Source organism: Hymenobacter duratus, assembly GCF_014698995.1.
Classification (GTDB): domain Bacteria; phylum Bacteroidota; class Bacteroidia; order Cytophagales; family Hymenobacteraceae; genus Hymenobacter; species Hymenobacter duratus.
In genome coordinates, this window is record NZ_JACWZZ010000006.1 from 1 (window position 1) to 21,902 (window position 21,902).

24 protein-coding genes and 1 pseudogene are annotated in these 21,902 nt (G+C 63.4%); 14 read left to right on the plus strand and 11 right to left on the minus strand.

Features of this window, described 5'->3' with window-relative positions:
* The 13 genes from IC231_RS19230 to IC231_RS19290 all read left to right on the plus strand — a co-directional run.
* Positions 1–1,359: Fic/DOC family protein (locus IC231_RS19230; RefSeq protein WP_211539199.1), on the plus strand; the 1,359-nt coding region annotated here is incomplete at its 5' end.
* A 38-nt stretch (positions 1,360–1,397) separates the two neighbouring features.
* Complete coding sequence (locus IC231_RS19235; RefSeq protein ID WP_190786112.1) at positions 1,398–1,709, plus strand: hypothetical protein; 312 nt, start codon at positions 1,398–1,400, stop codon at positions 1,707–1,709.
* Positions 1,710–1,748: 39 nt separating this feature from the next.
* The gene (locus tag IC231_RS19240) at positions 1,749–1,946 is read left to right on the plus strand and encodes a hypothetical protein (RefSeq protein WP_190786113.1); all 198 of its coding nucleotides are present in this window, start codon (positions 1,749–1,751) and stop codon (positions 1,944–1,946) included.
* A gap of 242 nt (positions 1,947–2,188) precedes the next feature.
* Complete coding sequence (locus IC231_RS19245) at positions 2,189–2,566, plus strand: ArsR/SmtB family transcription factor (RefSeq protein WP_190786114.1); 378 nt, start codon at positions 2,189–2,191, stop codon at positions 2,564–2,566.
* A complete protein-coding gene (merTP, locus tag IC231_RS19250; RefSeq protein WP_190786115.1) occupies positions 2,563–3,192 on the plus strand; it encodes a mercuric transport protein MerTP in 630 nt (209 codons plus the stop codon). Before IC231_RS19245 ends, merTP begins: the two co-directional genes overlap by 4 nt.
* Positions 3,193–3,202: 10 nt before the next feature.
* Positions 3,203–3,451, plus strand: coding sequence for a GDCCVxC domain-containing (seleno)protein (locus IC231_RS19255; protein ID WP_190786116.1), 249 nt, complete (start codon positions 3,203–3,205; stop codon positions 3,449–3,451).
* Between the two features lie 104 nt (positions 3,452–3,555).
* Positions 3,556–3,816, plus strand: coding sequence for a hypothetical protein (locus tag IC231_RS19260; protein WP_190786117.1), 261 nt, complete (start codon positions 3,556–3,558; stop codon positions 3,814–3,816).
* A gap of 52 nt (positions 3,817–3,868) precedes the next feature.
* Complete coding sequence (locus IC231_RS19265) at positions 3,869–4,171, plus strand: transposase (protein WP_223831499.1); 303 nt, start codon at positions 3,869–3,871, stop codon at positions 4,169–4,171.
* A 442-nt stretch (positions 4,172–4,613) separates the two neighbouring features.
* A complete protein-coding gene (locus tag IC231_RS19270; protein WP_394368209.1) occupies positions 4,614–5,216 on the plus strand; it encodes a recombinase family protein in 603 nt (200 codons plus the stop codon).
* A 13-nt stretch (positions 5,217–5,229) separates the two neighbouring features.
* Positions 5,230–6,162, plus strand: a complete 933-nt coding sequence (locus tag IC231_RS19275) for a helix-turn-helix domain-containing protein (RefSeq protein ID WP_223831500.1) — start codon at positions 5,230–5,232, stop codon at positions 6,160–6,162.
* A gap of 97 nt (positions 6,163–6,259) precedes the next feature.
* Positions 6,260–7,282 (plus strand): aldo/keto reductase, encoded by a 1,023-nt coding sequence (locus IC231_RS19280; RefSeq protein ID WP_089334396.1) that lies wholly within the window; start codon positions 6,260–6,262, stop codon positions 7,280–7,282.
* Between the two features lie 171 nt (positions 7,283–7,453).
* A complete protein-coding gene (locus IC231_RS19285; protein WP_190786120.1) occupies positions 7,454–10,474 on the plus strand; it encodes a Tn3 family transposase in 3,021 nt (1,006 codons plus the stop codon).
* Positions 10,475–10,497: 23 nt separating this feature from the next.
* Positions 10,498–10,887 (plus strand): recombinase family protein, encoded by a 390-nt coding sequence (locus IC231_RS19290; protein ID WP_211539200.1) that lies wholly within the window; start codon positions 10,498–10,500, stop codon positions 10,885–10,887.
* Positions 10,888–11,095: 208 nt separating this feature from the next.
* On the opposite strand, the gene IC231_RS19295 is transcribed toward IC231_RS19290, so the two are convergent.
* Together IC231_RS19295 and IC231_RS19300 are read right to left on the minus strand one after the other, a co-directional pair.
* The gene (locus IC231_RS19295; protein WP_140467141.1) at positions 11,096–11,977 is read right to left on the minus strand and encodes a helix-turn-helix domain-containing protein; all 882 of its coding nucleotides are present in this window, start codon (positions 11,975–11,977) and stop codon (positions 11,096–11,098) included.
* Positions 11,978–12,073: 96 nt separating this feature from the next.
* A complete protein-coding gene (locus IC231_RS19300) occupies positions 12,074–12,367 on the minus strand; it encodes a putative quinol monooxygenase (protein ID WP_019949546.1) in 294 nt (97 codons plus the stop codon).
* A 446-nt stretch (positions 12,368–12,813) separates the two neighbouring features.
* Between IC231_RS19300 and IC231_RS19305 the strand changes: the two are divergent.
* Positions 12,814–13,428: pseudogene (locus tag IC231_RS19305) on the plus strand (recombinase family protein).
* 115 nt (positions 13,429–13,543) lie between these two features.
* On the opposite strand, the gene IC231_RS19310 reads toward IC231_RS19305, so the two are convergent.
* From IC231_RS19310 to IC231_RS19350, 9 genes are all read right to left on the minus strand, one after another.
* Entirely contained in the window at positions 13,544–13,912 is a 369-nt protein-coding gene (locus tag IC231_RS19310; RefSeq protein WP_190786121.1) for a DUF3703 domain-containing protein, read from the minus strand.
* 185 nt (positions 13,913–14,097) lie between these two features.
* Positions 14,098–14,364 (minus strand): hypothetical protein, encoded by a 267-nt coding sequence (locus IC231_RS19315; RefSeq protein WP_073112507.1) that lies wholly within the window; start codon positions 14,362–14,364, stop codon positions 14,098–14,100.
* Between the two features lie 12 nt (positions 14,365–14,376).
* Positions 14,377–15,114 (minus strand): DUF305 domain-containing protein, encoded by a 738-nt coding sequence (locus tag IC231_RS19320; RefSeq protein WP_190786122.1) that lies wholly within the window; start codon positions 15,112–15,114, stop codon positions 14,377–14,379.
* Between the two features lie 11 nt (positions 15,115–15,125).
* On the minus strand, positions 15,126–16,547 hold the full coding sequence (lpdA, locus tag IC231_RS19325; protein WP_092743609.1) for a dihydrolipoyl dehydrogenase: 1,422 nt from the start codon (positions 16,545–16,547) through the stop codon (positions 15,126–15,128).
* A 41-nt stretch (positions 16,548–16,588) separates the two neighbouring features.
* Complete coding sequence (locus IC231_RS19330) at positions 16,589–17,485, minus strand: cation diffusion facilitator family transporter (protein ID WP_073112513.1); 897 nt, start codon at positions 17,483–17,485, stop codon at positions 16,589–16,591.
* Positions 17,482–19,671 carry a heavy metal translocating P-type ATPase gene (locus IC231_RS19335; RefSeq protein ID WP_190786123.1) on the minus strand — a complete coding sequence of 730 codons (2,190 nt, stop codon included), beginning with the start codon at positions 19,669–19,671 and terminating at the stop codon, positions 17,482–17,484. Before IC231_RS19335 ends, IC231_RS19330 begins: the two co-directional genes overlap by 4 nt.
* A gap of 48 nt (positions 19,672–19,719) precedes the next feature.
* Positions 19,720–20,334, minus strand: coding sequence for a hypothetical protein (locus tag IC231_RS19340; RefSeq protein WP_190786124.1), 615 nt, complete (start codon positions 20,332–20,334; stop codon positions 19,720–19,722).
* 5 nt (positions 20,335–20,339) lie between these two features.
* Positions 20,340–20,669: a YnfA family protein gene (locus IC231_RS19345; protein ID WP_190786125.1), complete on the minus strand. Its 330-nt coding sequence runs from the start codon at positions 20,667–20,669 to the stop codon at positions 20,340–20,342.
* A gap of 43 nt (positions 20,670–20,712) precedes the next feature.
* Positions 20,713–21,894: an efflux RND transporter periplasmic adaptor subunit gene (locus IC231_RS19350; RefSeq protein ID WP_190786126.1), complete on the minus strand. Its 1,182-nt coding sequence runs from the start codon at positions 21,892–21,894 to the stop codon at positions 20,713–20,715.
* Positions 21,895–21,902: the final 8 nt, after the last annotated feature.

The following is a 21,902-nucleotide window of genomic DNA, read 5'->3' on the forward strand; positions in this document are numbered from 1 at the left end:
GCCGGGTACGCTAGGCCCATGACCGACCGCTTCACCAACCCCGAAACCGGCGTTTTCTACAACCAGCTCGGCCTTACCGATGCCGAGGAGCTGGACCGGGAAACCAAGCGCCTGTCCCTGCGCCGCCTCACGGAACTGGCGGCGGGCCGCGGCCCGCAGGGTGAGCGCTTCGACGCTGAGCGGCTGCGGGCTACGCACCGGTACCTGTTTCAGGACGCATTTGAGTGGGCCGGCCAGACCCGCCGCGAAGCCAGTTTCCAGGGCGTCAAAGCCGCTGACCTGCCCGGTATCGAGCGGCCCATGCACTTCGCGCCCTACGAGCGCATTGACGAGCGCCTGAACGCGCTGGGCGAGCAGCTCAAGCTTGAGAATAACCTCAAGGGCCTGCCTACGCCCGAAGCCTTTGCCGAGCGGGCGGCCTACTACTTCGACCACTACAACCACGTGCACGCTTTCCGGGAAGGCAACGGTCGCACCCTGCAGGCCGCGTTCAGCGAGCTGGCCCAACAGGCCGGCTACCGGATGGACTTTGGACGGGAGCACGAAAAGCTCAATCCCGCCCGCGACCAGGGCATCGTGAGCCTGCACGGCGCGCCGCACAAAAAGCGGGACCTGCAGGCCCTGCGGGACTTATTTGCCCGCAACACCACGGCCCTGCCCGGAGCAGCAGCCGAAGCAGCCCGGCACCCCAGCCAGGCGCGTCCCCTGACGGATGGACCCACGCCCACCGTGCGGCAGATAGAGCAGCTACGAGACCTGGTTGCGGCAGCCCCGGCCATGCAGCAATTGGTAGCCGGTGTGGACTACCGGCGCACGCAACGAGCGGACGCGCTGCTTGCGCAAGTACTCGACATCGACCGCAACCCTCAGCAGGGCCTGCCAAAGCATGGTGCGGGCCTCAGACAGCTGGTGCAGGAGGTGGTGCAGGACAAACGCTTCCAGGACCCTGTTTCTCAGCAAGAGGCCGCCCGGTTTGGGGCCGCACTGGCCGTTTTGCAACCACCCGCACAAGCACGAGCCGTGGATGTAGTGCCGGCAGTAACGCCTCCCCAGTCCCACCCTTCCGCAACAACTGCGTTTGTGCAGGCGGCTAAGCAGCTGGTCGAAGGTTTAAAGGAGCAGGGCTACCCGGGCCCGGCGGATTCCTTATCGCGGGCAGCAAAAGCCGTGGAGAAATCTGCTTACCTGGGCGGCGCCAACCTGCAGGCAGTCACGGAGGCCTTGTCCAGGGCTGAGAAGATACCGGCATTGGCCGACGATGCCGCCGCCCTGCGGGGGGCTGGGCGCAGCTTGCAGGAAGCGCAGCGCAACCTCGCGCCATCGAAGCCGGCCCAGGAGAAGGAAGGCGTAGAACGGTAAGCACCCGGCATCTGCGCACGTAACTTTAAACCAGACCCATGAATTTATACATAGAAGCCGAGTACGAAGCGGCCAGCTGGGAGCTGGAGCAATTGCTGGACCAGTGGCCCCGGAACGCGGAGCGTACGCTCACGCTGCTGGCAGCAATCGAAGAATTCTTTCGGCAGGGCGCTTGCCACTGGCCCGCGCCAGTGCCCCCGCGCCTGCCCGAAGGGCCAATTGAGGAAGCGCGTCGGGCCAGGGCCTGGGCCCACCGCGAAAATCCCGCGCTGGCCCGGCATTACCTTTTCAACTTAACCCAGGCCAAAGCGGCCTTAGCCGCCCGGGAAAACCAGGTGAAGAATGAGTGAGGCTTCAACTGACTACTGCTAATTGCTACCTTGCCACCGATGAAGGACGATGAATTAGAGTTCCTGCAGGAACAGCTGGAGGCGACGGAGTTGCTGCCCTGTGCCACCTGCCGGCAGGAAACGCTACACGCCCACGAGGAGGTGCTGGAGCGCTATGCGCACGCCACGGAGCTGTTGATGGCGTGCACTGCCTGTGGTACTCGCCGTACCTGGATGCTACTTGAAACGCCTAATTAGCAGTCCCACTACACCCTTAACACCCTTGCTTTTTCGGATGGTAATCGGGTAGTGTTAATCCCATCTCCAGCAGAGTCCCGGTACATGGTGGGTTATTGTCCCGGTTCCTATTTGGTCAATATTTCAATGACCTGAACCGGTCAATACAGGGACAGGCAAGTACTCATTGAGGGCCTGGTGGTGGAAGTGTATTTTAGCGTTTGCTTAAATAAGAAAACATTACCTTTGAAAAAATTTAAGGTATGTCTTCTTCCTCTTGCATCCGGGTTTTCGCTGATACGGCCCACATTGAACAGAGCAGGCACCGCTTGGCCGCCGCCGAGCCGGAGCTGCAGTCACTGGCGGCCGTGTTGGCACTGGCTGGCAACGAGGTGCGCCTGAAAATGCTGTTTCTGCTACTGGACAAGCAGCAGCTGTGCGTGTGCGACCTGGCCGATGTGCTGCAGATGAACGTGTCGGCCATCTCCCAGCACCTGCGCAAGCTCAAGGACGGCGGGGTAATACAGGCCCGCAAAGTCGGACAAACGGTATTTTACTCGCTGTCGGCGGCGCATTTGTCCGTACTGCAGCCGCTGCTGACCCCGGCATCCACCTCTGCTTTCCTCACGCCCGCCCGATGAATACCACGCCCGCTACCCCAACCAAGTCCCTGGCCGGCACGGGCCTGCTGGCCGCCCTGGCCGCTTCCCTGTGCTGCATCACCCCCTTGCTGGCCATTGTCGGCGGGCTGGGGGGCGTGGCCAGCACGTTTGCCTGGCTGGAACCGTTGCGTCCCTATCTGGTAGCCCTGACCGTGGGCGTGCTGGGGTTCGCCTGGTATCAGCAACTGCGACCCGCGCCCGCGGCAGCCGACGACTGCGGCTGCCCCGTGCCGGCCAAGCCCTCGCTGATGCAGTCGCGGGGCTTTCTGGCCACGGTCACCGTGCTGGCCGCGCTGCTGCTGGCCTTTCCCTACTACGGAGCGCGGTTCTACCCGTCGGCGGCTCCCCAGCCCGTGGTAGCCACCAGCGCGGCCCCGGTGCTGCAAACCAGCTCCTACCGCATCGGCGGCATGACCTGCGAGGCCTGCGCCCGCCACGTCGAGCACGACGTGCAGCAGCTGCCGGGGGTGCAAAGCGTGCAGGTGTCCTACGAGCAGGGCACGGCCCAGGTCCGTTTCAATGCCGCCGTCACGCCCGTGGCCCAGGTAGAGGCCGCCATCAACGGCACCGGCTACTCGGTGCTGAACCCTTCTGCTACCCGCTAATTGCCCTGCTATGATTTCCCTCACACCAGATACCCCCACCCCGCCAGTAACGCTGACCTCGGTGCTTACCTGCCCAGTCTGCCAGCACGCGCAGGCCGAGCAGATGCCGACCGATGCCTGCCAGTGGTTTTACGAGTGCACCAGCTGCCACACGGTGCTCAAGCCCCTGGCCGGCGACTGCTGCGTGTACTGCTCGTACGGCACCGTACCCTGCCCGCCTATTCAGGAGCAGGGCAAGGGCGCCTGCGGCTGCTGCTAGTTACTTCTCGTTGACTTTTCCCCTTTTATCTCCCTTATTCATGTAAAGCTATTGCTTTGCTGCTTGCTAATAGAGCTTGCTACTTTTGTCCAACTTTACCCAACATGGCTGACTTAATTGTATACGGTACCTCAAGAGGCGCACCTAAGCACTACACAGAACTTCCACGCACCAAAATGCGCTATCTGGCGATAAGAACTGTGCCTAACAGTTCCAAGCTTCAGGTAATTGTAGGCGCTGAAGACTTAAACAATGTGGCCCGTATCGGATACCAGCAAATTGAGAAAACAGGTGAGGTATTGGTATACGAGAACGTGGTTGAGTTCTTGGAAGACTGGACCAACATTTTTTCAGACCAGTTGTAACTGAGGTGGTCTAGGCAAGACGGACAGAAGAAGGACGTATATTTCTTCTGTGATGACAGCCAAAAAGAACGGGGCGTCGCCCGACAAACGGCGTAAATACGACGAGGCGTTTAAGACCGAGGCCCTGCGCCTGGCCAGCGAGAGCCGCAGCACCCAAGCGGCGGCGCGGCAGTTGGGCATCAGCCCCAAGCTGCTCTACCGCTGGCAGCAGGCGCAGCTCGTGGCCGAAGTGGGCAGTGAGGAAGTGGCGCGCGACCCGGAAGTGCGCGCCCTGCGGGCCCGACTGAAACGGGCCGAGCAGGAGCTCGACATTTTAAAAAAAGCCTTGGTCATCTTCGGCCAGCCGACCCGGTGAGCACCTACCAGCACATCGCCCAACGCCGGGCCCACGTACCCGTGCGCCAGCTTTGCCAGGTGCTGCGCGTGGCCCCGGCCGCCTACTATGCGTGGCAGCGCCGCCGGCAGCAGCCGGTGGTCGAGCCGGCCTGGCAACTGGCCGTGCGCGAGGCATTTGCGCACCACAACCAACGCTACGGCACCCGCCGGCTGCGGGCGGAGGTACAGGCGCAAGGGCATGCGGTGGGCCCTGCTGCATCTTGTAGGGGTAGCACAAGAGTAGGAACAGAAAATATCGGTAGGGAAAATTTGTGCAGGGAGCTGTCTCGCGAAACGGCCGTTTTAGCGGCCCACCTGCCTCGGCTGCTTAGCGCCCTGAAAAGCTACCACAGATTGTCTCATTTGCTGTTCTCAGTAATCAACGACTCGCTATCTTCGCCCTCGTTGACTTCTTGAGAAAAATGGCGATGATTTTCGGCTATGCCCGCGTGAGTACCTCCGACCAGCACCTGCATCTGCAGACTGATGCCTTGCAAGCCTACGGCTGCGTGGAGGTGGCCCAGGAAAAAGTGTCCTCCGTGAAAGAGCGCCCGGCCCTGCAGCACCTGCTGACGCGGCTGCGGCCCGGCGATACGCTCGTCGTCTGGAAACTCGACCGCTTAGGCCGCTCACTCAAAGACCTAGTCACGTTGGTGACGGGCTTTCAGGACGCAGGGATTCACTTCGTCAGCCTGCAGGACCATTTGGACACGACCACCGCCCAAGGCCGGCTCATGTTCAACCTGTTTGCCTCGCTGGCTGAGTTTGAGCGCGACCTTATCCGCGAGCGCACCAAAGCGGGGTTGACTGCGGCAAGGGCCCGGGGCCGGCAGGGCGGGCGGCCCAAAGGCCTCTCCAAAGAAGCCCTGTCCAAAGCCCAGGCGGCCAAAACGCTGTACCTGCAGCAGGACAAAACTGTCGCGGAAATCGCCCAGTTGCTCGGGGTCGGTCGGGCCACCATTTACCGCTACCTGGGGCAGCTGGGCGTACCGACGGGCATGCAGGCGGCGCACCAAACGACCTGATACGCGCCTCGTGATGAAGACTTGCTCCCCACCACCGGCTGCCGCTATTTCCCTGCCCGAGTTTGAGCACCGCTACTTAGGAAAGGTGCCGTCGGTGGGCGGGCTGCAGGCGGGCCAGTTTGCGGCCTATTCTCGCGCTGACTTCGGGCAGGTATCCCTGCCCTACCAGCGGCGCGACTTCTACAAGCTCTCCTTGTTGACGCGGGGCACCAGCCAGCTGCACCAGGCTACGCGGGGCTGGGCCATTGCCGGGCCGGCCGTAGTGCTCTCGCATCCGCTGGTGCCGCACGCCTGGGAAACCCTATCGGACGAGCAAAGCGGGTTGTTTTGCCTGTTCACGCCTGAGTTTCTGCACGGCGGGGCGACGGCCGACCAGGCCCTAAGCCCACTGCTGGCCCTGGGGCGCGACCCGGTCTATGTACTGGAGCCCGGGCAGCTGCCGGCATTTGAATCGTTGTTTAGCCAGCTGCTCACGGAGTTGGGGACCGATTACCCGCACCAGGCCACCGTCGTGCGCCACTACCTACACCTGCTGTTGCACCAGCTCCAGCGCCTGCGGGCGCCCGCGCCCAACTTCGTGCACCCTACCGCCGCCGACCGGCTCGCCGCCCTGTTTCTGGAGCTGCTGGCCCGGCAGTTTCCGGTAACCCGGCCCGACCAGCCGCTGCGGCTGCGCGCCCCCCAGGATTTTGCCCCGCTGCTGGGCGTACACGTCAACTACCTCAACCGGGCCGTGCGGGCCGTGACGGGCAAAACCACTACCGCCCACCTGGCCGAGTGGCGGCTGGCGGAAGCGCGGCGCCTGCTGCAGCACACGCCGTGGTCCTTGACCGATATTGCCGAAGCGCTCGGCTTTGCGTACCCCACTCACTTTCACAATTTCTTCAAGCACCACACCGGCCTCACCCCGCAGCAAGTCCGTCAGCCCCAGGCCCTGGTGGTTTGAATTTCGTAGCCCTTGGGTGCAAATCGGTTATGTAGCCCCTGCGGGTGCGCCGGACCTTTGCACGGCCGGGTGCTACATTTCCCCGGCGCTACGTCGTATGCAGTATCGCTTGCTGGGCCAGACCGGCTTGAAGGTGTCGGCCCTGTGCCTGGGCACCATGACCTTTGGGGGCAAAGGCCGCTCGGCCGTCACCGGGGCCCTCGACCAGACGGCCGCCGATGAGTTGCTGCGCCGGGCCGTGGCCGCTGGGGTCAACTTTATCGACACGGCCAACGTGTACTCCGAGGGCTTGTCGGAGGAAATTACCGGCCAGGCCATCCGCAACCTGGGCCTGGACCGCGACTCGTTGGTGCTGGCCACCAAGGTGCGGGGCAAAATGGGCGAGGGCCCCAACGAGGTAGGCCTCACGCGCAAGCACATCATGCAGCAGGCCGAAGCCAGCCTCAAGCGCCTGCATACCGACTACCTCGACCTCTACCAGCTGCACGCCTACGACCCGCTCACGCCGCTGGACGAAACCTTGCGGGCGCTCGATGACCTCGTGCGCCAGGGCAAGGTGCGCTACATTGGGGCCAGCAACCTGGCCGCCTGGCAGCTGATGAAGGCCCTGGCCACGGCCGATAGCCGCCAGCTGGAGCGTTTCGCCTCGCTGCAGGCCTACTATACCATCGCCGGCCGGGACCTGGAGCGCGAAATGGTGCCGCTGCTACTTGACCAAAAGGTGGGCCTGCTGGTATGGAGCCCGCTGGCCGGCGGCCTGCTCTCAGGCAAGTACACCCGCGATGGCCAAAACCAGGAAGGCGGCCGCCGCGACCGGCTCGACTTTCCCCTCGTCGACCGCAACCGGGCCTTCAATGTCCTCGACGTGCTACACCCGCTGGCCGAAACCAAAGGTGCCACTGTGGCCCAACTCGCCTTGGCCTGGCTGCTGCACCAGCCGGTAGTAAGCAGCGTCATCATGGGGGCTACCAAGCCCGAGCAGCTCGACGCCAACCTGGCCGCCGTGGACGTGACGTTCACGCCGGAGGAGTTGCGCCATCTCGAAGAGGTCAGCCAACTGCCGGCTGAATACCCCGGCTGGATGCTCAACTACACCACCAGCGACCGCACCATCAGCTAACGGGCAGGCCCGGTGCCGGTTGCCTCCTGACACCTGTCGGTCTGGGGCGAACAATGAAAAGGGCCGGCCGCTTATTTCACCCTGGATTCGGTCAGGTTACCAGACCGAGCGGGAAGCGAGCGGCTGGCCCGAATAGGGCCGCCGCCAGCGGGGACACGCGACTACAGGACAATGCCGGTAGAATTTCTGAGCGACGAGCAGGCGGCCCGCTATGGGCGCTACCAGACGGACCTTAGCCCGGAACAACTGCCCCGTTTCTTTTACCTGAGTCCGCAGGACCTACAGTTTCTGGCCGACTACCGCCGGGCGTACACCCAACTCGGGTGTGCTGTGCAGTTGTGTACACTCCGGTTTTTAGGCACGTTTCTGCCCATCCCTACCCAGGTGCCGGCCGTCGTGGTGGCCACCTTGGCGCAGCAGCTTCAGGTAGGCACTGACGCGTGGCCTGCGCGGTATACCCGCCCAAATACGCTCTCGGACCACCAGGCCCGCATTGTGGCGTACCTGGGCTTTGCGGCCTATGGGGGCCGGCAAGCATTCCGCCTCACGCGCTGGCTCTACGCGCAGGTCCTCACCAGCACCGTGCGGCCCAGTGTGCTCTTTGATTTGGCGACCGCGCACTTGGTGGCCCAGCGCGTCGTGCTGCCCGGCGTGACGGTGCTGGCCCGCCTGATTGCGCGGGTCCGCGAGCGTACGGGCCGTCACCTGTACCACCAACTCCGCAACCGGTTGAACCCGGTACAGCAAGAGGCCTTGGAATCGCTGTTGCTGGTAGCGCCTGGCCAGCGACTCACCCGACTGGAAACGTTGCGCACCGCGCCGACCCGCGTTTCCAGTCCCGCTCTGGTGGCCGCGTTGGGACGGCTGGAGCACGTGCGCGCCCTCGGCGTAGGGGGCATTTCACTGCACGACCTGCCCGAAGCCCGAGTGGTGCGGCTGGCCCGCCACGCCCAAGTGGCCTGGGGGCAGACGTTGGCGCGGATGGGAGAAGAACGCCGCCTGGCCACCCTGCTAGCCTTCGCCCAGGCCCTTGAACGCACGGCCACCGACGATGTGCTCGACCTCTTCGACGGGCTGCTGACAGCGCTCGCCCTACGGGGCGAAACCAAGCGCCGCCGCCAGCGGCTGCGCTCCCTGAAGGATTTGGACCACGCCGCGCTGGTCTTGCAACAGGCCGTGCGCATGATGTTGGACGAATCCGTGCCCGAAGCCCAGATTCGGGCACAGGTGCTGAGCCGCATTGGCGAAGCCTCCTTGCGAGAAGCAACCGACGCGGTGCAGGCGCTGGCCAGTCCCGCCGACGACCCCCGGTTCCAAGCCCTGAGTGGTAGCTACGCGACCGTACGCCGGTTTCTGCCGGCCCTGCTGAACGGAATTGCGTTGGAAGGTTCCCCCTCGGCCAAACCCCTGCTCGATGCCTGGTACTTTTTACGAGCCCAGGAAGCAGGTGGGCGGTGCCGGCCCAAATGGGGGACTGCGCCCCGCACCTTTGTGCCCAAAAGCTGGGCGCGGCAGGTGTTTGCCAGTCGAGACGAGGTGAACCCCGCCGCGTACACGCTCTGCGTGCTGGACCGCCTACACCAGGCGTTGCGCCGTCGAGAAGTGTTTGTGACGACGAGTGAGCGCTACGGCGACCCGCGCGCGGAAATGCTACGCGGCGAGGACTGGGACGCGGCGCGTGAATCGGTGGCGCGGGCGCTGGGCCGTTCGCTCGACCCGGCCCTGGAACTGGCGCGGCTCCAAGCGCAGCTGCGGTCGGCCTATGCGGACGTTCGCGAGGCCCTGCCCCACAATACGGCGCTGCACGTGTTGCAGCACGACGGCTTGCCCTACGTGCGGGTAAGCCCGTTACCCGCCCAGGAAGAACCCGCAAGCTTGCTGCAACTGCGGACGCAGCTTACCCAGCAGTTGCCCCACGTGGAACTGGCGGCGCTGCTGCTGGAGGTGAATGCGTTTACGGGATTTGCCGACGCTTTCACCCACGTGGCCGACGGCCAAAGCAAAGCGGCCGATTTACCACTGAGCATCTGCGCGGTGCTGCTGGCCCAGGCGTGTAACATTGGCCTCAAGGCCGTGGCGCGGGCCGAGGTACCGGCCCTCACCTTGCCCCGCTTGTCCTGGGTGCAGCAAAACTACGTGCGCGTGGAAACGCTTACCGCTGCCAACGCCCGGTTGGTGGACGGCCAGGCGCAATTACCCCTGGCCCAGGCCTGGGGTGGCGGAGAAGTCGCCTCGGCCGACGGGATGCGCTTCGTCGTGCCCGTGCGCACGCTGCATGCCGGGTGGAACCGCAAATACTACGGCTCCCAGCGCGGGGTGACCTACTACAACTTCACCGGCGACCAGTTCACCGGCTTCCACGGCATCGTCATTCCCGGTACGCTGCGCGACTCCCTGTTCATCCTGGCCGGGCTGCTGGAACAGCAAACCAACCTAGACCCACGTGAAATCATGGCTGATACCCACGGCTCCAGCGAGGTAGTCTTTGGCCTGTTCGCCTTATTAGGCTACCGTTTCAGCCCCCGCTTAGCGGACCTCTCCGACCAACGGTTCTGGCGCCTCAGCAAGGACGACGATTATGGTTCCCTCAACGAAGTAAGCCGGCACGTCGTCAACGCCCGGCTCATCTATGACCATTGGGAGGATATGTTGCGGCTGGCCGGCTCTCTTAAATTGGGCCGGGTGAAAGCCACGGCGGTAATGCGCACCTTGCAGCGGGCGGGGTCGCTCTCGGGCCTGGGCCGGGCGGTGGCCGAACTGGGCCGGGTGGAAAAAACGCGCTACCTGTTAGCCTACGTCCACGACGAGGCCTACCGGCGGCGCATCCTGGTGCAGCTCAACCGCGGCGAGGGCCGCCACGCGCTGGCCCGCGCCGTTTTTCACGGCAAGAAAGGCGAGCTGCGCCAGCGCTATCGCGAGGGAATGGAGGACCAACTCGGGGCGCTGGGCCTGGTCGTAAACGCCCTGGTGCTGTGGAATACGCGCTATTTGCAACAAGCATTAGAGCGGTGGCAGGAAACGGAGGAGCACGTAAACCCGGAGGATGTGGCCCGCCTCTCGCCCTTGCTGCATGAACACGTGAATATGCTGGGCCGCTACGATTTTACGCTGCCCGAATCTGTTGCGGCTGGGCAACTGCGTCCCTTGCGCACCCTCACACCCTGGGAAGCATCGCTTGGTGAATGGGCCTAGCGATAGTTTCTGTTCCTACTCTTGTGCTACCCCAAGTGCTGGGCCTGATTGAAGAGTTGATTCACCAGAAGCGGTGCCGGCTGATTCTGGTCAAGCAGGGCCTGGACCTGGACCCGCAGAATCACCGCGACATGACCCACAAAATCCTGCTCACCATTTTCGCCATGCTGGCCGAGCTGGAGCGGGACTTCGTTTCCGATCGCACGAAGGAAGGCTTGCGGGCGCGGCGCGAGCAGGGCATCGTGCTGGGCAAGCCCAAGGGTGTGGTGCAGCCCTCCATGTACGACGCCGACCGCGAGCGGATTCTGCACCTGCACGCGCTGGGCGTACCGCTCACCACCATCGTCGAGGTGCACCTGAAGTACGGCAAGTACCTCTCCCTGAAAAACTACCTAGCCAAACTGCAGCGGTAACCGAGCCGAAATGCCGCCCCCTAACCGGACGACTCGGAGGTTTTACCCTATTTGTTTAACACCACCTAAATTACCTATATAATTATAATTTTTTTATATACTATGCGCCGTATGGGGTCTCTTTGGGAGCCAGCAGCCTATAGAAGAAAGCCTGCGGTCTGGTTGAGAAAAACGATTTCTCCAGCCAAACGCTAGCAGCTCAACAGCGCTAGCTTTCTTCTGCTTTTGCGAACCCAACTGATTCACGAAAAAACTGCGGCGATACGGCCGTATTTTTCTTGAAGAAGCGGCTGAAATAGTATTCATCCCCGAAGCCCAGCGCGAAGGCGATAGCCTTGACGGATTGACTGGTTAGGTACAGTTCGCGCTTGGCCTCCATAATGATTCGCTCCGTGATGAGTTGGCTGAGCGTCTTCTGATAATGGGACTTGACTAGGCGCGTTAGGCTTCGGGCGGGAACTCGTAACAGGTCGGCATACTCCCCGGCCGTGTGCAGGTGGCGGTAGTGCGTATTAATGGCATCTTGAAGTTGCTGCAGGAGCCAGGGCTCCCGGCCAGACGGGTTCTGCTCGGTGCCTAACGCGGGCTGTGCAGTACGAATACGGATAGCTTTCAGCAAAAAGAGCTTCAGATATAATACGATGGACTCTTGTTGTGCTACCTCTTGACGCCGTACTTCCTCTTGCATCACAGCTGCCAGGGCGGCAAATTCACGCACCGCCTCTGTTGTAACCGGGAAGAAGGGCGGCTCAAAAATTGTGTTGAACAAGATGCCATTGCTAGCTACCTCCTGCTGATGCCGGTAGATGCAGAAAAAGTCGGCATGAAAATCCAGGACCAGGCCCGCTACAGCGGTGCTGGCTTGGATAGTGTAAGGTTGGTAAGGGCCAAAACAACACAGCGTACTGCCAGCAAACAGGTAGGTGGCAAAGTTGGCGCGTATCTCGCCGCTGCCCTGCGTAAGCAGAATGAGGGAGTAATAATTATTGCGTTGTAAGTAATTAAACGGGGTGTCGTCGCTAAAGGAGTAGCTTCGAAACGCTAATTCACCCGTGTGCGGATGAGTTAGCAGGAGACAGTCAATCGCCATCGCGTGAGAAGAATAGCAGCTAGCCAACTGGACTAACTGCCCGCCAGCCCCTAAAGCGACCTATGCCCAGGCATAGGTCGCTTTAGGGGCTGGTAATTATTTGGCAGCCAAGATAGCTACTTGTTCAATGACAGGCGGCACGGCCAGCAAGTCGGCCGCATGGGCCATCAACGCAGCGGCAATAGGGCCGTTCAGATGCGCCTGCCGGCCTGCTTCATCCGGAAAGGTATCAAAGATACCGAAGGTGGCCGGCGCCAGCTGAATAGCATACCAGGTTATGGTAGCCGGCTCTTGCTGAGCCAGGGGCAGAGCGCCCGTCAAAAAATCGAGTACTGCCTGCTCTTTACCGGGCTTCGCTTCGAGCCGGACCAGCAATCCTACATTCTTCATGGAAGTGGGGGTTAGGTAAATTGATATAACAAAGGTGCTGCCTCTCTGAAAGGATTAACATGGACGGACGCAACTAGTGGCTGGACAAAAAGACCATGGCCGCTTCAAACCAGTATGTGAGCTCGTGTATCATGGTTTAACTGGCCCCGAATGGTGCAGTGGCTGTTGCAGAACTCGGCACGATGCAAAACGTGAAGGGCTTGAGGCTTCGAGCCAGGCTAGAAAAGAACATGAGCAGGCCGTTCATCTAGGCTCAGGAACTATTCTACGTAGTTGCTGAGCTGCCTTGAGAATTCTGTAAGGGGTTCTTTTGCCAAAAGGGCGGATTTACACGCTAAGCCCGGTTATCAAAGAGGGTTATAGTACTGCCTGAGAAAGACTGATTCTACGCTGTAGAGCGGGTGCGTGCTGCCTATCAACAAGGAACTCCTTTTTGATAACCTCCGATGCCCGCCAACCCGACCGACCAGCCCACCCGCGTGGCGCTCTATGCCCGCGTCTCCACCCTCGACAAAGGGCAGGCCCCGGAGACGCAGCTGCGCCCCCTGCGCGAGTACGCCCAGCGCCGCGGCTTTGCCGTTGTCGATGAATACGTGGACTAGGCCTCGGGTACCAGCGAGGAATGAACTCAGTACAAACGGATGATGGCGGCGGCCAAGAACCGGTAGCTCGACGCGGTGCTGGTCCGGCGCTACGACCGCTTTGCCCGCTCGACCCAGGCGCTGGTCAACGCGCCGAAGGAATTCCAGAGCCTAGGGGTGGACTTCGTCTCCTACCAGGAAAATATCGACACCACCACGCCCACGGGCGAGTTGGTGTTCCACGTCATGGCTTCGCTGGCCCTGTTTGAGAGCACGCTCATCAGCCAGCGCGTGCGCGCCGGCATGGCCCGGGCCAAAGCCCAGGGCAAGCATGTGGCCCGGCCGCCACTGGCCCAGTCTAAGCAGGAGGCCATTGCGCAGCTTCTGCGCAATGGCTTATCTATGAATCAAGTCATCAAGCAGTTAGACCTGGCCTATGGCACCGTCTACAATTACGCCCAGAAGCTAAAAAGTGCTTAGCGTGTAAATCCGCCCTTTGGGAAGAAGAACCCCTTTTAGCCATGGACTCGGAGGTTTTACCCTATTTGTTTAACAACACCCTCAATACTTAGGTAGCGCCTATTTGGCGTGAAGGTCAGGAAATAGCGCTCCGGGCGAGAATGGCCTGTAAATCAGCTGGGATGGGCATGGACTGCTCCGCCGGCACATTAGCCCCACCGGTGTTGCCGGTGGGGATGCGGCCGAAAAGCGAGAGCGGAAAGCCGCCGATGAGGCGCACGAGCTGGCCCAGGATTTCGCGCCCGTCGCGGGTGCGCAGGCCGTGGCGCAGCATCAGCAGGTGCGTGTGGGTGTGCGGCAGCGCCCAGCGCTGGCCCAGAACGTGGGCGCGTTCGAGGTGGGCGAAGGCCGCAGCCATGTTGTGGCGGCCAGCAGCGGCGCGGGCAGCCTGCAGCTCAGCGCGGTAGTACGGGCGTAGGTGGGAAGGGAGACGGAAGTTGAGCATAGGGTCGGTGGCTCAGCCAGGTGGTGCCCGCCCAATTAACGCAACGCCGGCAGAGGCTACAACTGCGTGCTGATGACCAGCATTCCAGCGAGTACATACAGGAAGAAGCGTTGCAGCTTATGGACGGGTTTGTGGTGTTCACACATGCGCCTGTAACAGCGGCTGCCTGGCTGCTGGTTCAGAATTTACTGGACTGTCGTGCCAACTATGTGGCTGCGGGCTTCCTGCTCCCCCTGCTGGCTTTCGTGCTGCACGTAGTATTCCAGTTGGGTACCGGGGGCGAATGCATCCTGGTCGTGGTAGGGCGAACGGGCGTTGACGGCCACCCGCTGCCAAGGCCCGGCCTCTCCGCCCACGCGGCGGAAAACGTGGGCCACTTCCAGCATTTCTTTGGAAAAGGCCAAATGCCGGCCGGTGGGGGTCAGCGTGAGGTCAATTTTTGCGGTGTGCATAGCGAATGAAACTTAGGGAGTAAGGGTGGGATGCGTTTGCAGCCAGCGCTGAAACTGCTTGATTTCCGGCTGTTGGTCGCGTACGATGCGCCGGGCGGCCTCCCGCAGCTCGGCGTTGCGGCCAAACGCCAGCTCCGCCTGGGCCAGGGCCACGCCGCTGCGGTGGTGCAGCGCCATAAGCGTGGCAAAGTCGGCATCCGGGCTGCCGGCTAGCACCGGCAGCTGACGCAGGGGAGCCAGTGCCGCCGTGATGCGCCGCACGAAGGGGTCTTTGCGGTTGCCCGGTCGGTACTCCTGCCCGGCGGGCGGTTCGCGCTTCAAAGCCAGAGCGAGTACATGGGTATCCTTTTCGTGGCTTTTGAGCACCTGCTGAGCCATTGCGCGCAAGGTCGAGTCTTTGCCCCGCGAGAGTTGCACGGCTGCCAGGCGCTGGGCCCCGGCGTGGTGCACGGCCATGAGGGCGGCAAAGTCCTCGTCCCAGCAGCCAAGTCGGCGCACCGCATCCAACTCGCGTACCATGAACTGCAGGGAGTCGGCCAGATTCAGGGGGGCAGCCGCCGTGGCTGAAGCCGGAGCGGGCTTGGCCGTGCCATGGATTTCGGCTTCGTGCGTCGCCGAATCGTCGGGCTCGGAAGTACAGCCGCTCACGGCCAGGGCCATGAGCAGGGCCGCCAGTAGCCGCGCCCCGCCGAAACGGAAGCAACGGCCGTGAGCGGCAACCAAGAGCGAGCAACGCAGGATATGGAGCATCAGTAGCAGGGTTACATATTCAGGGCCCCCAGGCCCGAGGCGTTGAGGCAGGCTTCCTTAAAGGCTTCGGCGTAGGTAGGGTGGGCGTGCGACATCAGGGCTACGTCTTCGGCCGCCCCGCGAAAGCTCATCACGGCCACCGCTTCGGCTACGATGTCGGCAATGCGCGCTCCTATCATGTGGACGCCCAGGATTTCATCGGTGTCGGCGGCGGTGAGCACTTTTACCAGCCCTTCGGTATCGGCCCCGGCCAGGGCCCGGCCGGAGGCGCTGAACGGAAACGAGCCCGACTTATAGGCCAGGCCCTGCTCCTTCAACTGCTCTTCGGTGTAGCCCACGCCGGCCACTTCGGGCCAGGTGTACACCACGTTGGGAATGAGCAGGTAGTTGACGTGCGGCTTCTGGCCCGCAATCCGCTCGGCCACGAACACGCCCTCATCAGAGGCCTTGTGCGCCAGCATGGCCCCGCGCACCACGTCGCCCAGCGCCCAGATGCCGGGCACGTTGGTTTGCAGCTCGTCGTTGACTTTCACCCGGCCTTTCTCGTCTACCTCCACCCCGGCCGCGGCCAGGTTCAGGCCGTCGGTGTAGGGCCGGCGGCCCACCGATACCAGACAGTAGTCGCCTTCCAGCTGCAGGTCGGCCCCGCCGGCCGCCGGAGTGGCCGTCAGCTTCACCGTCTCCCCTTCCCGTGTTACGGCCGTGACCTTGTGGGAGAGGTAAAATTCCAGGCCCTGCTTTTTGAGGGAGCGCAGCAGCTCCTTGCCCAGGGTGCGGTCCATGCTCGGAATAATGGCGTCGGTATATTCCACGACCGATACTTTGCTACCCAGCCGGGCGTACACCGACCCCAACTCCAGGCCGATAACGCCGCCGCCCACGATAATCAGGTGCTTGGGCAGCTCGCGTAGCGCCAGGGCCTCCGTGCTGGTGATGACGCGCTCCTTATCTAGGGTGATGAAAGGCAAGGTGCTGGGCTTGGAGCCGGTGGCGATGATGATGTTCTTAGCCGTGAGCCGCTGCTCTTCCCCACTGCCCCCGTCCGTTGGCACGACGCGCACGGTGGTGGCATCCACGAACGAGGCCACGCCGTGGAGGATGTCCACCTTGTTTTTCTTCATCAGGTACACTACCCCGTCGCACACCTTGCTTACCACCTTATCCTTGCGCTCCATCATGCGCGGCAGGTCGGCGCGCAGGTTGTCGGCGGCAATGCCGTGCTCGGCAAACTGCGCCGTGGCTTTGTGGTAGAGTTCGGTGGATTCGAGTACCGCCTTGCTGGGGATGCAGCCCACGTTGAGGCAGGTGCCGCCCAGGGTGGGATATTTTTCGATGATGGCCGTTTTCAGGCCCAGCTGGCCGCAGCGCACGGCCGCGATGTAGCCGCCGGGGCCGGAGCCGATGATGAGAACGTCGTAGGAAGAAGCAGACATGAGCCGGAGCAGGTTAAGGTGAAAAAGTAGCCAGAAAGTACTTACAGGTGCGTTTCGTGCCGGGCGAAGTCGCCGCGCTCCACCTGGATGGTGGCGTGCTGTACGGCGTGCTTGCCCGTTACGTAGGCATGGGCGCGGGCCAGCACGTCGTCGTGCTGGGCACCTTCGGCCAGCACGACATGGACGCTCAGGGCGTTGACCCCGGAGGTGAGCACCCAGGCGTGCAGGTCGTGCACGGCCGCCACGCCCGGCTCGGCCAGCAGGCCCTGGCGCAGGGCTTCCAGATTCACATCGGCCGGGGTGCCTTCCAGCAGCACGGCCACCGACTCTTTGAGCAGGGCCCAGGTGCGGGGCAGAATGAACAGGCCGATGCCGGCTGAGAGCAGCGGGTCGGCGTAGTACCACTTCGTGGTGAGCATGATAGCGCCCGCGATTATCACGCCCACGGACGTAAGCAGGTCGCTGAGCACCTCGAAGTAGGCGCCCTTCATATTTAGGCTCTCGCCCGAGCTTTTGCGCAGCAGGTACACGCCGTAGAGGTTGACCAGCATGCCCACGCCGGCCACCCACATCATGGTGGTGCTTTCCACCTTGGGTGGGTTCAGGAAGCGGAAATAGGCCTCGTAGAGGATGTAGAGCGAAATCAGAATCAGCACCACCGCGTTGGTGAGGGCAGCCAGAATCTCGAAGCGGTAGTAGCCGTAGGTGCGCTCGGGCGTGGCCGGCTTCTCGCCGAAACGAATGGCCAGCAGGGCCAGGCCCACCCCGGCCACGTCGGTGAGCATATGGCCCGCGTCGGCCAGCAAGGCCAGGCTGCCGGTCCACCAGCCGCCGATGACTTCCGCCACCAGGTAGGCCAGCGTCGTGAAAAAGACGATGGTCAGGGCGCGCTTGTTGCGCGAGGCGGCGCTGCCGCTCATGCCGTGGGAACCGCTCATGACTGGGTTGCTTGTGCGGGTGAAACGGTAGGGCCAGCCGGCGCCGGGCCGCCCGTGCCCGGCGTGGCGTAGTCCATGCGCTGAATGCGCACCGCGTTGAGGATAGCCAGCAGGGCCACGCCCACGTCGGCAAACACGGCTTCCCACATCGTAGCCAGGCCGCCGGCCCCGAGCACGAGCACGATGCCCTTCACGATAAAGGCCAGCCAGATATTCTGCCACACCACCGAATGGGTGGCGCGGGCAATGCGCCGGGCGGTGGCAATCTTACTGGGGTGGTCGGTCTGAATCACCACATCGGCGGTTTCAATGGTGGCGTCCGAGCCCAGTCCACCCATGGCAATGCCCACGTCGGCCAGGGCCACCACGGGCGCGTCGTTCACGCCGTCGCCCACGAAGGCCAGCTTGCGGCCCGCGTCCTTGTACTCCTGCACGTAGCGGGCCTTGTCTTCGGGCAGTAGCCCGCCGTGGGCCTCGTCAATGCCCAACTCCTTGGCCACGCGCTGGGTGATGCTGTCCTTGTCGCCGGAGAGCATCACGATTTTAGTGATACCGTCGGCCCGCAGCTCCTGCACGGTTTGCAAAGCGTCCGCCTTGGGCGCATCGGCCACGGTGAGGTAGCCGGCGTACTGGCCATCAATGGCGGCCACCACAATGCTGTCAAACACCTGGTCTACTTCGGCCGGGTAGGCTACGTTGAATTTGGTGAGCAGCTTGGTGTTGCCGGCCAGCACGTCGCGGCCCTCCACCCGGCCCCGCAGGCCGTGGCCGCTGATTTCCTCCACGTTTTCCACGGGCACGCCCGCCGCCGCCGCGCCGACGTGCAGCACCACGGCTTTGGCAATGGGATGGGTGGATTTAACTTCCAGCGCCCCCACCAGGCGCAGCATCTGGGCCGCGTCCATGCCGGCGGCGGGCTGCACCTGCTGCACGGCAAACACCCCCTGGGTAAGCGTACCGGTCTTGTCCATAACGACCGTATCCAGCTCGCGCATCACGTCCAGGAAGTTCGAGCCCTTAAAGAGGATACCCGCTTTCGAGGCCGCGCCGATGCCCCCGAAGTAGCCCAGCGGAATGCTGATGACCAAGGCGCAGGGGCAGGAAATCACCAGGAACACCAAGGCCCGGTAGAGCCAGGTGCGCAGCACGTAGTCATCGACCACGAAGTAAGGAACCAGCACCAGCAGCACGGCCAGCAGCACCACGATGGGCGTGTAGACCTTGGCGAACTTGGTGATGAACTGCTGGGTTTTGGCCTTGCGGCCCACCGCGTCCTGCACCATGGCCAGAATCTTGGCCAGCTTGGTATCCTGGTAGGTGGCCGTGACCAGCACCTGCACCAGGCTTTCCTGGTTTATCATGCCGGCCAGCACCACCTCGCCCGTCTGCTTGGTCTGCGGAGCCGACTCGCCGGTGAGGGCGGCCGTGTTGAACGAAGCCGGACCTTTCGCCAGCGTGCCGTCGAGGGCCACTTTCTCGCCCGGCCGCACCTCAATCACGTCGCCCAGCTGCACGGCTTTGGGGTCGAGCACCAGCGACTGGCCGTCCCGCAGCACGGTGACTTCGGTCGCCTGAATTTCGAGCAGGGCCCGGATGCTGCGCTTGGCCCGGTTCACGGCCGCGTCCTGAAACAGCTCGCCCACGGTGTAGAACAGCATCACGGCCACGCCTTCCGGGTACTCGCCGATGGCAAAGGCCCCGAGCGTGGCGATGCTCATGAGCAGAAACTCGTTGAAGATGTTGCCGCTGGGAATGCTGAGCACAGCCGAGCGAATGACTTTCCACCCGACCAGCAGGAAGGCCACGCCGTACCAGGCCAGGCGTACGTAGCCGGTGAAAAAGCCCACTTTATAGTAATCCAGCGCGATGCCGCCCAGCAGCAAGACCAGGGCCACGCCAGGCCAGAGGTAAGGGTTCGCGCCCACGGGGCCGTGGTCGTGGTCGTCGCCGCCGGCGTGGTCGTGGCCGGCGTGCTCGTCGGCGGCCTTGCCCGCCAGGTCCACCACGCGCTTGCCGGCGGGATGGTCGTGGCCGGCGTGGTCATGGCCGGGCACGTCGTGGCCTTCGGGCGCGGCAGCGGCTTCGGGCGTGAGCTGGTCGCGGCTGAGCGCGCCCACGTTTTCGAGCTTGGCCTGCTTGGCCGTGTTCAGCTCTTCGTTGGTATTGGGGGAAGTAGGGTCGGGCATAGGAAAAGGGAATGTCAGGGTAAGTAATGCAGGGACGGCCAGCCGGGGCTACCAGTCCACGAAAAAGCCGGCCACGCCCACCAGCACGAGCACTGCGCCGGTCAGCTGGCGCTCGTGCCGGGCCAGCCCGTCGAGGTTCAGGCGCCGCAGACTGCGGTGGGCCAGCGCCACCAGCACGCACATGGCCGATACGGAGGCCAGCAGGTACACGCTCATGAGCAGGGCCAGCGCGGCCGGGCCGTGGGTGCCGGCGGCCAGAAAAAACGTCTGGATTTCCAGACAGGGAGCCAGAAACATGGTGGCCGCCAGCCCCAGCACCACGCGGCGGCGCGGCGGGCGTTGGCGGAGTGGCCGGGGGTCGGGGTGGGTGTGGCCGGGGCCGGAAAAAGCGTAGAGCAGCCCGATGACGATAAGCAGCAACGGGGCCACCCAGCCGGCAAACTGCGCGAAGCGGGCCGAAAGCCGCCAGCCCAGCAAGCCCAGGACCAGCCCGATGCCCACCGTGCTCAGGACGTGGGCGAGCCCGGCTACCAGCGTCACGCCCACCGCCCGCCGCAGGGGCCAGCCTTCGGCCCGCGCCACGGCCAGCACCGGGGCCCAGTGGTTGGGAATGGCGGCGTGCAGCAAGCTGAGCACCAAAGCACCGGTGAGGAGTTCCAGCATACGAGTTACGAACGGGGCCAGAACAGGATAACGGCCAGGCCCAGCAGCACGACGGTCCCGCCCAGCACATCGTACCGGTCGGGCCGGAAGCCATCGAAGTACCAGGCCCAGGCAATGGACATGACGACGAAAACGCCGCCGTACACGGCGTAGGTTTTGCCGAAGGAAGTGGACTGCCAGGTGGCCACCCACCCGTACACGACCAGCAGCACGGCCCCCAACAGCCCCATCCAGGCCGGGCGGTCAGCCTTGAGCCATTGCCACATCAGGTAGCCGCCCCCGATTTCACAGAGGCCGGCGAGAAAGAAGAGGAACAAGGGCTGTAGGTAGCTCATCGGTTGGAGTAACGGGCTGTGAACGGCGTTTGCCGGCCGGGGGCTATTCTTCCTCCTCGGCGTTTTTCATCTTGGCCAGCAGCGAATACGCTCCCTCCGTGACGAAGGTGCTGGTAGCGGCTACTTCCTTGGGCAGGGTGATTTCCGTGAAGCCATCCTCGCTGCGGCCCAGCGTGACGGGTACCATCCGATAGCGGCCGGGCGAATCCACGGCAAAGGCGAAGTTCTTGCCCTCGAAGCGCACCAGGGCCGCGTCAGGTAGCGTGGGGGCCTGGGTGCGGCCGGTTTCAATCATGGCCCGCACGTAGAGGCCAGGCAGCAGCGCGGGGTCGTTTTCCTGGTCGAGGTGGCCGTGCACGCGCACGGTGCGGTCTTCGCCAATGGCTTTGCCGACGAGGTACACCCGGGCCGTGCGCTCCCGGCGGGAGCCGGTGGAGTCGCTGGCCAGGGTGAAGCGAATCAGCTGGCCCTTCTGCACGCGGGCCACGTCGCGCTCAAACACGGTCAGCTCGACGTGCAGGTGCTCGGGGTCCACGATTTCAAACAGCGCGTCGGTGGCCGTCACGGCCTGGCCCACCGTCACGTTCACGGCCCGCACGAAGCCGGCCCGCGGGGCGCGGAGGCTGGCCGTGGTGACGATTCGCCCACCTACGGGCAAGCCCGCCAGCCGCAGCCGGGCAGCTTGGGCGTTGGTTTGCACCTGCAGGGCCCGGTAGTCGGCCTGGGCGCGCTGGTAGTTTTTCTGGGGCGCAACCTCCTGCTCATACAGCTCCTTCTGGCGGGCCAGCTCGGTGCGGGCGTATTCCAGGCGGGCGCGGGTTTCGAGGTAGTCCTGCTGCAGCGTCACGAACTCCGGGTTGCGGATAGTGGCCAGCACTTCGCCCTTGCGCACGCGGGCCCCCTGCAGCAGCTCGGTGTTCTCCACGAAGCCCCCCAGCGGGGCCGTGATATTGACGGCGCTTTCCGGCGGCACGTCCAGCGTGCCCGTCACGGCCAGGCCCGCGCCCATCGGCCGGTCGGCCAGGCGGGCGGTTTTCAGACCGGCGGCCTGCTGCTCGGCCGGGGAGAGGGTCACCACGTCGGAGGCTTCTTCGCCTGCCGCTTCACCGCCGGCTTCTTTGCCTTCGGGCGCGGTAGTTTCCGCGTCCGCGCTTTCTTTCTTGTCGGCACCGCAGCCGGCCAGGGTCAGGCCAAGCAGCAGTACCAGGGATGCAATCTTATTCATGGAATTGA